Here is a 12,491-nt window from a genome sequence, read left to right as displayed (position 1 = left end):
AGTCCTCTTTTAGTGCTCGTAAAGAAATCCCCCAAACTCTGCATGCTAATTCGTTAATAACCATGCACATCGCAGAGATTTTTCGATTTTTCTTCTTCGCTCGACGAATCAGCAGCCTACGGCTCTGACGTTCGCCGCGCTCAGTGCGAAAAATCTCAAATCTCACCACACGAGTATTCGTACACTAAAGTAACGAAATTAAGCTATGGGTGGGTGCGCGGTAGGTAGGAGTGGTTGGTGCGATGTGTGCAGCAGCAATGACGCTAGTGTTTGCTAAGCAACAAGTAATCACCGTCCGCAGAGCAATACTGCAAAGCCACAAAATCACTGTTCACAAAAGCAATACTGCAAAGCTAGGCGAAGGATTTGGGGGTTAGGATTGCGAGAGCCGTGGCGCCTCGCAAGCCGCAAGTTGCAAACGGTCGATCGGAAGCAAGCACCACAATCGACGCATTAGCAAGCCCCAAACGCATCGCCCCAAGCACATCCGGATCCGAATCAGGCGAAGAAAGCCACTGCGCAGCCATAGACATCGTCGGCTCATGACCCACAATCATCGTCGTATGAACATCACCTCGAACCGCCTGCAACTCGTCCATAACCGACTGCATACCACCATCGTAAAGACTTTTGCGCGACTCAACCACAGGCGCATCGCCAAAACGCTTCAACATTCGCTTCAAAGTTTGCTCAGTGCGATTCGCACTAGAACACACAATATAATCCGGCACAAGCTTCAAAGACTCCAAGCCTTTTGCCATAATTTTCGCCTGCTTCAAACCCTTATCGGTAAGGCCACGACCCCAGTCATCACCCATTTCAGGCGCCTCAGCTTTAGCGTGACGCATCAGCAACAAAACATACTTACTATGATGTGCTTTCTTCATAAGCTTTTTCATTGGTGATGCCATAATGATCTCCTACTTAGCTTGACTATGCTCTATTTCTTGCGATTGCACAGTTACTTGCGATTGTAAAGCTTGCAAATCTTGCGGCAATTGCGCAAGCTGCACGTCTAAATCGCGCAATACTTTACGAAGTTTACGATCCGAAATATCGCGCAAAGACAAGTCTTCCAACTGCTCAGCGCGCTCTTCGGCTGTCATATCGTCAATATCGCTCACAGTATCTTTAGTACCATGCTCACGTTTTTTCAAAGCGCTAAAACCTTCAGCCATTGCGCGCGAAACAATCAAAAATCCAGTGTGTCCAATCATCGCGTGATCCGGCCTAACAGCCAAACCTTGCGCTTTCCAAGTGCGCTCCAATGTTTCCTGAATCTCCGGCTCAGTCCACACGCCGCTTTCTCTCAAAGCTTCAGCCATTCGAGACATTTGCGTAGTAGTCGTAACGTACGCAATAAGCACGCCACCAGGCACAATAACGCGATGCGCTTGTTCAAGTCGATTCCAAGGGTCAAGCATGTCTAGCATAATTCGATCCACGCTGTGAGCGTCTAAAGTTTTTGCAACAGAATCAAAATCGCCAGTAAGTAAATTCCACCATTCTGGACGCTTACCGTAGTACAAAGTTGCGTTGGACTCGGCAATACGCGCAAAATCCGGTCGAAGCTCAATAGTAGTCAGCTTTCCACTCTCCCCAACTGCGTCCAAAAGGCTTAAGCTCATAGCGCCAGATCCAGCGCCCGACTCCAAAACGCGCATACCGGAGCGAATATCTCCTAAAGCGATTACTTGCGCAATATCTTTAGGATACATAATTTGCGCGCCTCTAGGCATAGAAAGCACGTAGTCAACCATGCGCGGTCGCATGACTACGTAATCCCAGCCACCAATAGCGCGCGCTGCTTTCCAAGGTTTGTTGGACGATTTAGAAGGATCAGCAATAGTTTGTTGAGCTTCACGCTTCGCACTAACAGTAGTAATTACAACGCCTTCGCTTTGACCAATCACGTCATCGTGACAAATAAGACCATGCTCAGTTTGCGTAACCCCGCCTGAAACAAGTTGTGCAGTAATTCGCTTACCTTTACGATCGGTGAACTGAATCTTTTCACCTACTCGCAACACACCACTACGCGAATTAACTGACTGCACAAAACACCTCACTTATTTTAGAGCGACTTTTTAGAGCGACTTTTTAGCGCGACTTTCATTATTTCTACTATTATAAACTCACCGTTGTAAGCGGCATAGCAGAATCAATAGCAAAGTCAGGCGCTGAAGGGCGAACCCCTGCTTCCACCAAATTTACGCCAAGCATTGCAACCATCGCACCGTTATCCGTACAAAGCTTCAATTCCGGCAAACGCACTTCAATTCCATGCTCCTTGCCGCAAGCCAGCAAATGCTCACGAAGCTGCGAGTTAGCGGAGAATCCACCGCCAATCATAAGCGTTTTAGAACCGTACTGCTCGCAGCCCATCATAGCTTTGCGTGAAAGCACATCCGCCACAGAATTAGCCAAAGAAGCACACACGTCATCAACTGGAATTTCAAGACCCTGAGCCTCACGTGCCTCCACCCAGCGCGCAACAGCAGTTTTTACACCCGAGAAACTGAAATCGTATGGATGCTCCTTGCCGGAACGACCTTGCGTCAAACCTTGCGGCACTTTCAAAGTATCCGGATTGCCAAGCCTGCCATGCCTATCAATATGAGGACCGCCCGGGTATGGGAATCCAAGAAGTCGCGCAACCTTGTCAAAGCACTCGCCTGCAGCATCGTCCAAAGTTGTGCCAACAACGTCAATGCTTCTAGCAATATCATTCACGTGAAGAAGCGAAGTGTGGCCGCCGGAAACAATTAAAGCCAACACATCTTCCGGCACGTCACCGAATTGCAATTGCGTTACTGCAATATGCCCGATTACGTGGTTAATGCCATAAATTGGCTTATTTGCAGCCCAAGCCAAGGCTTTAGCTCCAGAAACTCCCACAGCTAAGCAGCCTGCTAGACCAGGGCCTGCACTTACTGCAATCGCGTCAACATCGCTTAAATCCATGTTTGCGTCTGCCAAAGCTTTAGAAACAACCGGCACAAAAGCTTCAGCGTGAGCGCGGGAAGCAATTTCTGGAATTACACCACCGTAACGCGCGTGCTCCTGCATTGAAGATGCCACCACATTTGACACCAGCGTACGTCCGCGCACAATAGCTGCGGCTGTTTCGTCGCAAGTCGATTCAATTCCTAATACGATTGCTTCGCTCATTGCTATTCCTCGTTATTCCTCAGTTCCGTTATTTTTTGTGGTTAGATCAGCGCACATTGTGTACGCATCAACACCTTCCGGCTGATAGTATCTTTTTCGCAAACCCATTTTCGCAAAACCAAAGCGATTATACAGTGCGAGCGCAGGAACATTGTCAACTCTCACTTCCAGAAGCATGCGTTTAGCGCCAATTTGTTTTGCGGTTTTAATCATGGTTAATAAAAGCTTAGAGGCTACTCCTTTTCGTTGATATTGCTTTGCAACGCCAATTGTCATGATTTGTGCGTCATCGCCGTCAAACCAGTAGCCAGCATACCCGCATAACGTATGCGTATTTTCGTCGATTTGAGCATAATACGCGCGCATAGGAGCTTGCAATTCTTGCGAAATCATGCTCTCATTCCATGAGCCTTTTCCAAACAAATCGGCTTCAATTGGCGCTATTTTTTGCGCTAACTCATCGCAAGTAAAATCGCATTTCGACACTATATTGCAACCTTCGGCTACTGCTGGAAATTTAGAACGCGTTATATCAACAATCATAATTACTCAAATCGTTACAACGCTTCTATTTTTCTTTAGCTCTATTTGCTTCGCCAGATCCAAGTACGTGCTTAAGCGGATTTGGAACGGAAACGTCCGGACGGCGCAAATACAGCGGTTCAACAGCTTTTACGTGCTCATCTTTATTTGCACATTCCAAAGAGCACTGTTCGAAAATCTGCAAGCCTTTCACACCCAAATCAAGTGCAGAAACTTCGGCAATAACGCCAACGCGAGCAATATTTCGCCAATCTTCAGCATACTTTTTAGCACCGTGTCCGAGCACATCCACGCAATAATTTTCGTCATTTACGCTAGCTAAATACTCATTCACACGAGACACAACATTCTGCGGATAGTCAATATCCATATCGATTAACGTATTTCCTTCATCGTCGTACAAAGACATGTACACTTGGCGACGGCGCGCATCGTTTAGCGAAAGCACATAGTTACGAATATTAGAATCGCAAGAATCAGCAGAATCCGGAAGATTTAGCAGCAAATTCTTTTCTATACTGCCATTTTTTACAGCTTCTTTAAATGCACCAGAGCGCATCATAAGACTTTGAGGAAGAAGACTATCGCACCCCAAAATTTGGGCATTATTTGCAAACGCGATTGCTTTCGCAGCAACTAATCCCGCGCGAAGACCAGTAAAAGGAGCAGGACCTACTCCAACAACCACACGATTAATATCCGAAGGCTTAAGCCCCGCATTTTCCACAACTTTCGCAATATTTACTTGCAAACGCTCCACGTGAGTGCGAGAGTCGGTTTCAACGATTGGCTCATGGCCCACAATTCCAACAGTAGAACCAAATGATGTGTCAATAATCAGCGTATTACTCATGTTTATTCCTCGAAGTCATGTACCTGACTAGCTTACTCGCTTACCACAACTTGCTTTATTTATTGCGATATTTGTTGTAATATTTTCTGCTATATTTTCCGTGTATTTCTTAATTACAATTTTGCAAGTCGATTAAGCCAATCCTTGCCAACAGCTTTCAAAGTTACGATTCGCTCACCATCACTAGTAAAGTCGTCAACTTGCGAAGAATCAATAGGCCTTGCAATATGAACTTCTAAGCGCTCAGATGCCAGCACTCCAGCCATTTGCTCACCCCACTCCATAAGCACAACAGTGCCGTCTCCTGGCTCTTCCAAAGCTTCGTCAAGACCCAAAGATTCAAGCTCGTCAAGCAAACGCGAAACAGTATCTTGGCCCGGGGCAAAATTCTCACCACCCAAACGGTAAGCGTCAACGTGAATTAAAGTTGCAGGCTTACCATCCGCAAAAGTGCCGTGCAATTCACGCGCAATCGTAAAAGTTGGAGACACAATCGGCTCACTAATTGAAAGACCCGCGCCAAAACCTTGAGCGAACGTTGTTTTACCAGCCCCAAGAGGACCAGAAAGCAGCAAAACGTCTCCTTCTTTAACCAGTTTTGCCACAGATTTACCAAGCTCGCGCATATTAGTATCCGTAGGCACAGTACGAACTTTTTGCTGTTCTAACACCGTTTCTTCTTTCATACTTAACACAATCTTTCACATAATATTTGTAATTTACGATTTTTAATTTCCTTTAGACGAAATTATCATAATGCATTTTTCAAGCGCATAATTCGCGTCGCTAGATCCGCCTTTGCACTGCTCATCCGCCCAAGCTAAAGCTTGTAAACTTTTAGAAACTCCAGCACTACTCCAGCCTGCAAGCTGACGCATTGCCATTTTAAACGCCCACGGATTTGCTTTCGCTTCCGCACTAGAAATCGTGCCGTTACGAACTGCCATTGCAAGCGCAATTAAACGAACTTTTGAAGCCAAAGCGCCGATTAACGCTATAGGGTCAACTCCTTGCGCAACTGCAGTTCTTGCAGAAAGCACCGCAGAGCCTAAGTGACCTGTAACAGCTTTATCTGCCACAAAAAAGCCGGTAACTTGCGGATCTGCAATAAGATAGCGGTCAACAATATTAAGAGTTATTGGATTATCGTCATAGTCGAAGCATAATTGCGAGCACAATGCTGCAAGCTCGCCTGTTTTTCCACCCAAAACCGCCACAAGTCGTTGCGCAGCTTGCGGCTCAACGCTTCGATTGTAACGATCAAATATGCTCATAACAAAGTTGAGTTTTGCATCGTCTTTTTTAAGATCCGGCACTGTGATTATTTGAGCACCAGCTTTTGTAAGACGAATAACAATAGATTTTCCTTTAAGACCGCCTTCATGACGAGCAATAACCCAGCTTGCAGAAGATTCTACAAAATTATTTTCGTTATTTTGAGCTTGTTTGCAGAATTTTTCAATCGCTTCTACTAAAGACTCATCCGCATTTTGCAAATCGTTAATAGTAACGATTGTGCCGTCGCCAAAAAGCGAAGGGCCAACAGCTTCGTCAAACGCGTACTTATCTGCGGATGAAACGTCAAGCTCAATAATTTCAGCATCCGGAGCATTCTTCTGTATTTTTTCTCGCAAAGTTCTAGCATTAAGATTATTTAAGTAATCATCCCCGCCAACTACAAGAGTCACCGGCATAATACGTTGTGCGCGATTATTACTTGCTGCCATAATGCTCCTTAAACAAACTAACTTTAACCATCATAATATTCCTCTAGAATATGCGTACATATTTAACTACTCGAAGATTTGCGCGGCTTCACTTATGGTTCGCTTTACAGAAGATGCCCATAATTGCCCGATTATGCTTATGCGCTGAACGTAGTAACGATTGTGAAAACTGCGAAAAACAAGCATAAAAACAGCAAATATTACAACTTCTGCACATGCCATCATCCACGCTCCAGCAGCACCCTTCATCCAAGGAAACACGCCAAAAGATGCTTCATCACACCAATACGCGCACTTTTCCATAAAACTTGTTCCAATTGATGAAACTCTCGCAAAAACAAGCGATGCCCCAGCATTAAAACTCGCGCAAGCAAGCGAAATTAAGCCGAATACTGTTGCCCAATCCATAAAAGGCGCAATTATTAGATTCGCCGGCACAGACATAAAAGAAACTTCCGGCTGCATAAGAATTTGCACTGGCATCGTCCACAATTGTGCAGACAAAGTTATTGCGAGCGCAGAAGCGATAAAATGCGGCACATATTGCGAAAATGTTTTCGACAACGGCACTCCCATAACAACAATTCCCAAAGTTGCTGCAGAAGAAAGCGCAAAAGCATAGTCCCAAGCGTACGAAGGGTTTACTAGTAACACTCCAATAACAGTCCAACTTAGCGCGCTTGCCGACTGGTATGGGCGCTTGCAGCACCACGCAACCGCGGATATTATTCCCATAATCAGCGCCCTAAGTACAGATGCTGAAGGGTAAACTATTGCGGCTAAAGAAATCTGCAACGCAATTTGTATTGAAGAAGTAGCCCAACGCGGAAGTAGTAAATATGAGCAGCATCTGTAAATAATCATGCTAAGTAGCAAAAAGTGGCCTCCTGAAACAGCCATAACGTGCATAATTCCAGCATGCTGAAAATGCTGACGAGTCATAGTTGAATAAGTTGCGTCTATTGGATTTAGCGAATTTGTTGCTTCCGTTGGCACATACTCTTGCCCCAACATTCCAATAGTTATTCCCGGAACCAACATTCTTCCTTGAGTATCAAGGTTATTTGTTACGTTATAAAATGATTTCCACAAATTGTTAGCAGAGTTTTGCCAAAAGTTTGCGCCTTGTATAATTTGCACATTTTGCTGAGTTTTTTGCACATGCAATTCAGGCTTATTGTCAAAACGCGAAGATTTTAAGCTAACAGGAACTCGAATCCTCATACCGTAACTAATATTCCTGCAAACTGGATTGTATGCGTAAAACCTGGCATTAACGTAACTTTGAGTGTTTGCAAATTTGTAGACGCGCACATTAGCTTGACAATCTCCATTAAAACTTTTCGAAGCTCTAAAAGGAGTCAACACTCTAACTTCCGCCTCCGCAATATGAGTATTCAAAGTAGATTTATAGTTAGAATAATGAATTTTAGTAAGGTTTTCTGCACGTATTTCTTGCATAATAACGTCTTTTGAAAGCACGCATTGGCCAAGGTATGAAATCATGCATGCTGCTAAAGAAACGTACGCTACTGTTTGAATAGTTCTGCTCCAATCATTGCATTTACGACGCAGAAAAAATGCTACTAAAAAAGCGAAGGAAAATCCTATTATTGCAACTATTCCTGCGTGGATTACTCGCATTTGGCTCAACCATTTTCCTATTAGGCATCCAGCCCAGTAAGCTGCAGCAACAGGAATCATTCTAAAATCTCGACTTCCAGAAACGTTTTCTACTTTTTCTCGCATAATTCACCTATTTAACTTCAACATTTCCGCGGAATTTATTCAAAGTTTTAGGACCAATGCCCTTTATTTGCAGCAAATCTTCCAAACTGTTAAAACCGCCAACTCGTTTTCTATGAGCAATAATGCGCGCAGCTGTTTTTGGGCCGATTCCTTTTAAGCTTTGCAGTTGATCCACTGTTGCAGTGTTAATATTTATGCGAAAAGTATCACTCTTATTAGAAACAGATTTGCTTTTTCTACTTTTCCTACTTTTTCCGCTTTGACTGTTTCGACCGTTTTCAGATCTTTCGCTACTTTCGCCACTTTCGCCACTTTCGCTACTTTCGATACTTTCTCTACTTTCGATACTTTCGCTACTTTCACTACTTTCGATACCGTAGTCAGATTCACCATTTTCGTTATTTTTCTTAGAATTACTATCTTCTAAATCGTCAAAAGAACGCTTTGAATAATCCGCATTATCTTCTATTTTTTGCAATGATTCAGACTTACTATTTTGCACACGCTGATACGTTAACGACTGCGAAATAAGCATGGTAAGACTCGCACACAATGCAACGACAAGCACGAACATAATTGCCAAAGTATGGACTGGCTTCATATGAAAACGCGGAGAAGATTTTATGTTTCTAATAGTTTCGTCAAAAGAGTTAAAAGAGTCAAAATAATTTTCGCGCTTACTTTCGCGCATACTTTCGCGCATATTTTCGCTAAAGTCGTCGTCAAAACTTCGTTTAGAAAATTCTTCTAAAGAAGATGCAATACGCCGCCTAGGCAAGTCAATACCAGGCCTATCAATAGGCAAATTATTAGAATAATGCCGACCAGAATTTTGCCCAAAGTCTTCCATTAAATCCCCCAAATCTTAAAGTTCTTAACTTAACTATTGGGAAACTTATAACACTTCGCAACAAAAATCATCCCCTGTGGTTAAAACCTTTAACATTCTCTACTGTTCAAAGAACACTAAAATTAAAGCTCTGCTGACACCACACTAAACACAAAAACCACAAACTACCCCGCAGCTTAATTGTGTGACTTTAGTTGCACTTAGTAAACCACGCACTTGCGTAACAAACTTAACTAGTCTATGAGTTTTGTGTTGCGGTTTAATGTGTTGAGAGGCTGGAAAAATTGTGTTCAGTGCTAAAAGAGGACTGAGAAGCTACATTCTTTAAATATAGGCGAACACAATAAGCGTCTTTAGCAACCAGAGCGCCCGAAGGACGGGACGCACGCAAACACAAATTTTCCAGCCTCGTCAAAACCAAAAAACTAAATCAGTTACAAAACTCATAGACGAAACCCAAGAATAACAAAAAATGCTGTAAAGCGCGAAAGCAGGCCGTCGCGCAATACAGCATTAATTAAGCCGAATCTTACCTCTCGTCAGGCACAATAGACACAATCTTCGGAGCCTTCACAATCACCTTGCGCGGAGCCTTACCACCCAAGCGATCAGCTACAGCTTCCAAAGCGAGCTTTTCAAGCTCAGAAGCGTCAATATTTGGATCAACTTCAAGCTTTGCTCGAACCTTGCCCTTAATTTGCACAACGGCAGTAACAGTATCCTCACCAACGTAGCGAGAATCCGCAACAGGCCAATCTGCGTGAGCAATAGACTTATCATGCCCAAGCTTGCTCCACATTTCTTCGCAAATATGCGGCGCAATTGGAGCCAGCATAAGAATTAGTGGCTCAACAGCTGCTCGTGGCACGTGAGGAAGCGAAGTCAAGTGGTTGTTCAACACAATCAGCTTAGCGATTGCAGTATTTGGACGCATTGCTTCCATTTCCACAGTCACTTCTGCAATTGTATTGTTAAGAAGCTTAAGCGTTTTCTCATCGAGTGCATCTTCTGTTACTACGCAAGCGCCGGTTTCTTCGTTCACAACGTTACGCCACAAGCGCTGAAGGAAGCGCATGCCACCAACAACGTTACGCGTGTTCCAAGGGCGAGACTCAGAAAGCGGACCCATGCTCATTTCGTACAAGCGGAACGTATCTGCACCGTAGTTTTCGTACATGTAGTCCGGAGTCACAATATTCTTTAAGCTCTTGCCCATTTTACCGAACTCACGGTTCACACTTTCGCCATGCCAAGTAAACGTTGGTTCACCAGCGCCGTTTGATGCGACTTCTTCAACTTCGTCTGCTGGAACATACTGTCCGCGCTCATCCGTGTACGCATAAGCTTGAATCATGCCCTGGTTAAACAGGCGGTGGAATGGTTCTGCAGAATCCACGTAACCCAAATCATAAAGCGCTTTATGCCAGAACCTGGAGTAAAGCAAGTGCAAAACTGCATGCTCTACACCACCAACATAAAGGTCAACGCCGCCAGATACATGCTCTTTGCCTGGACGTTTCGTACCCATCCAGTAGTCATATTCGTCGCTGTCAACCATGTGCTCAGCGTCATTTGGATCCAAGTAGCGCATGTAGTACCAGCAGGAACCAGCCCAGTTCGGCATAGTGTTGGTGTCGCGGTAGTAGGTTTTTACACCGTCTCCAAGATCAATCTGAACTTTTACCCAATCATCGTTTCTGCTCAAAGGCGCTTCAGGCTCCGAATTTGCGTCGTCTGGAGCGTAAGTTTTTGGCTGATAGTCTGGAACGTCCGGCAAAGCAATCGGAAGCTCGCTATCTGGAACTAAGTGAGCTACACCATCCTCGTCGTAAACGATTGGGAATGGCTCACCCCAGTAGCGCTGGCGAGAAAACAGCCAGTCGCGAAGTCGGTAAGAAACCCTACCTTTTCCTACGCCTGCAGCTTCAAGCCAGGTCGTCACCTTTTTAATAGCTTCATCCACGCGCAAACCGTTAATAGACAAAGCGTCACCAAGCTTGTGCGTATGCTCTACTGCAGAATTAATAACAATTCCGTCGTGTGACACGAACGGAGCTTTACCTTCGTAATCTGCCAACTTTTCGTCAGAACCAGGCAGAGGCTCAACCGTGTAGATTACCGGTAAACCGAAGGCTTTTGCAAAATCGTAATCGCGCTGATCTCCGCCAGGAACTGCCATAATTGCTCCGGTGCCGTAATCCATAAGCACGTAGTCGGCAGTAAAGAGCGGAAGTTTTGCTCCAGTTACAGGATTAATTGCGTAAAGACCAGTGAACAAGCCTGTTTTTGCGCCTGCGTCTTCTGTGCGATCTTTAGCTGTTTTTGCGCGAGCTTGAGCTTGATACTCTGCCAAGCCTTCTTTAAGACTTGCGTAGCCACCCTTCCAGCTTTCTGGAACGCTAGCTTCCCAAGCTTCTGGAATATGTTTAAGAATTGGATGATCTACGGAAACAACCGCAAAAGTTGTGCCAAAAAGCGTGTCTGGACGAGTAGTGTACACTTCCAAATCGCGTGTTTCGCCGTCCGCACATGGCACTTCAAAGTGCACGGACGCGCCGTGAGATTCACCAATCCAGTTTCGCTGCATAAGCTTAACTTTTTCTGGCCAATCAATAGTGTTCAAATCTTCTACCAAGCGGTGTCCGTAAGCTGTAATTCGCATGGACCATTGGCGAAGGTTGCGCTGGAATACTGGGAAGTTTCCGCGCTCAGACTTACCTTCTGCAGTAACTTCCTCGTTTGCAAGCACAGTTCCCAAACCTGGGCACCAATTTACAGGAGATTTAGAAATATAAGCAATACGGAAGTCGTTCAAAACGTCCGCTTGTTCTACCTTGTTAAGCTCTTCCCACTTTTTGCCTGCAAATCCTGGGATTTCACGCTTACCGCTCTTAAACTCGTCAACGAGCTCGCAGATTGGTCGAGCAGAACCCTTTCCGCCGTCTTTGCGAACAAAATCAGGGTCGTACCAAGCGTCATAAAGCTTGGAGAAAATCCATTGCGTCCAACGCACATAATTCGTGTCAATCGTTGCAAAAGACCTACGATCATCAAAGCTCAAGCCCATGCGATGCAGCTGCCTGCGCATATTGGCAATATTTGCCTCGGTAGTAATGCGCGGATGCTGACCAGTTTGCACAGCATACTGTTCAGCCGGCAAACCAAAAGCGTCGTAACCCATTGCGTGAAGAACATTCTCACCCTTCATGCGGTGGTAGCGGCTTACAACATCCGTTGCCAAGTATCCAAGAGGATGCCCAACGTGCAAGCCTTTACCGGAAGGATACGGGAACATGTCCATTGCAAAGAAAGAAGGACGACCGTCAGCATTCCTGCCTTCGCCATCCTTCAAATTGCCCTTAACATTAGCAGCCCAGAACGTGCCCTGCTCGTCCCAGGTTTTTTGCCAGCGCTGCTCAATATCTTGTGCGAGCTGCGCGTTGTAACGAAAAGCTGGCTCAGCAATAGTAGCTTTATTGTCAGCTGTTGCATACTGTTGATCGTTGTCGTTCATACCCTAGGACTATAGCGTCTTATGCAGTCATTATGCAACACTTTTTACAAGTTTTATTGATATTTTATTGAGAAAATATGTAGT

General features: G+C 44.9%; 10 protein-coding genes. All 10 read right to left on the bottom strand.

The annotated features are described in order from the left end of the window. Positions 1 to 353 precede the first annotated feature (353 nt). Entirely contained in the window at positions 354 to 911 is a 558-nt protein-coding gene (locus CGSMWGV1500E_RS04540) for a SixA phosphatase family protein (RefSeq protein WP_004127113.1), read from the bottom strand. Between the two features lie 9 nt (positions 912 to 920). Next, positions 921 to 2,057, bottom strand: coding sequence for a tRNA (adenine-N1)-methyltransferase (locus tag CGSMWGV1500E_RS04545; RefSeq protein WP_004127111.1), 1,137 nt, complete (start codon positions 2,055 to 2,057; stop codon positions 921 to 923). Between the two features lie 70 nt (positions 2,058 to 2,127). After that, positions 2,128 to 3,171: a tRNA (adenosine(37)-N6)-threonylcarbamoyltransferase complex transferase subunit TsaD gene (tsaD, locus tag CGSMWGV1500E_RS04550; protein ID WP_004127109.1), complete on the bottom strand. Its 1,044-nt coding sequence runs from the start codon at positions 3,169 to 3,171 to the stop codon at positions 2,128 to 2,130. 12 nt (positions 3,172 to 3,183) lie between these two features. Beyond that, positions 3,184 to 3,714, bottom strand: a complete 531-nt coding sequence (gene rimI, locus CGSMWGV1500E_RS04555; RefSeq protein WP_004127104.1) for a ribosomal protein S18-alanine N-acetyltransferase — start codon at positions 3,712 to 3,714, stop codon at positions 3,184 to 3,186. A gap of 25 nt (positions 3,715 to 3,739) precedes the next feature. Continuing rightward, on the bottom strand, positions 3,740 to 4,567 hold the full coding sequence (tsaB, locus tag CGSMWGV1500E_RS04560; RefSeq protein WP_004127102.1) for a tRNA (adenosine(37)-N6)-threonylcarbamoyltransferase complex dimerization subunit type 1 TsaB: 828 nt from the start codon (positions 4,565 to 4,567) through the stop codon (positions 3,740 to 3,742). A 113-nt stretch (positions 4,568 to 4,680) separates the two neighbouring features. Beyond that, a complete protein-coding gene (gene tsaE / locus CGSMWGV1500E_RS04565; RefSeq protein WP_004127080.1) occupies positions 4,681 to 5,253 on the bottom strand; it encodes a tRNA (adenosine(37)-N6)-threonylcarbamoyltransferase complex ATPase subunit type 1 TsaE in 573 nt (190 codons plus the stop codon). A gap of 42 nt (positions 5,254 to 5,295) precedes the next feature. After that, positions 5,296 to 6,294 carry a DNA polymerase III subunit delta gene (gene holA / locus CGSMWGV1500E_RS04570; protein ID WP_004127075.1) on the bottom strand — a complete coding sequence of 333 codons (999 nt, stop codon included), beginning with the start codon at positions 6,292 to 6,294 and terminating at the stop codon, positions 5,296 to 5,298. Positions 6,295 to 6,360: 66 nt separating this feature from the next. After that, positions 6,361 to 8,043, bottom strand: coding sequence for a ComEC/Rec2 family competence protein (locus CGSMWGV1500E_RS04575; protein ID WP_004127072.1), 1,683 nt, complete (start codon positions 8,041 to 8,043; stop codon positions 6,361 to 6,363). Positions 8,044 to 8,050: 7 nt separating this feature from the next. After that, a complete protein-coding gene (locus tag CGSMWGV1500E_RS04580) occupies positions 8,051 to 8,893 on the bottom strand; it encodes a ComEA family DNA-binding protein (RefSeq protein ID WP_004127069.1) in 843 nt (280 codons plus the stop codon). A gap of 529 nt (positions 8,894 to 9,422) precedes the next feature. Further along, positions 9,423 to 12,407: a leucine--tRNA ligase gene (leuS, locus tag CGSMWGV1500E_RS04585; RefSeq protein ID WP_004127067.1), complete on the bottom strand. Its 2,985-nt coding sequence runs from the start codon at positions 12,405 to 12,407 to the stop codon at positions 9,423 to 9,425. Positions 12,408 to 12,491: the final 84 nt, after the last annotated feature.

The organism is Gardnerella vaginalis 1500E, assembly GCF_000263595.1.
Lineage (GTDB): Bacteria > Actinomycetota > Actinomycetes > Actinomycetales > Bifidobacteriaceae > Bifidobacterium > Bifidobacterium vaginale_E.
The sequence above is the reverse complement of the archived record's forward strand: the minus strand, read 5'-3'. Positions and strand labels throughout refer to the sequence as shown.

Bases quoted from the DNA above. Each gene is read 5' to 3' on its own strand.
- CGSMWGV1500E_RS04575 (WP_004127072.1), bottom strand. From the start codon at position 8,043: ATGCGAGAAAAAGTAGAAAACGTTTCTGGAAGTCGAGATTTTAGAATG.
- rimI (WP_004127104.1), bottom strand. From the start codon at position 3,714: ATGATTGTTGATATAACGCGTTCTAAATTTCCAGCAGTAGCCGAAGGT.
- CGSMWGV1500E_RS04540 (WP_004127113.1), bottom strand. From the start codon at position 911: ATGGCATCACCAATGAAAAAGCTTATGAAGAAAGCACATCATAGTAAG.
- tsaE (WP_004127080.1), bottom strand. From the start codon at position 5,253: ATGAAAGAAGAAACGGTGTTAGAACAGCAAAAAGTTCGTACTGTGCCT.
- leuS (WP_004127067.1), bottom strand. From the start codon at position 12,407: ATGAACGACAACGATCAACAGTATGCAACAGCTGACAATAAAGCTACT.
- tsaB (WP_004127102.1), bottom strand. From the start codon at position 4,567: ATGAGTAATACGCTGATTATTGACACATCATTTGGTTCTACTGTTGGA.
- CGSMWGV1500E_RS04580 (WP_004127069.1), bottom strand. From the start codon at position 8,893: ATGGAAGACTTTGGGCAAAATTCTGGTCGGCATTATTCTAATAATTTG.
- tsaD (WP_004127109.1), bottom strand. From the start codon at position 3,171: ATGAGCGAAGCAATCGTATTAGGAATTGAATCGACTTGCGACGAAACA.
- holA (WP_004127075.1), bottom strand. From the start codon at position 6,294: ATGGCAGCAAGTAATAATCGCGCACAACGTATTATGCCGGTGACTCTT.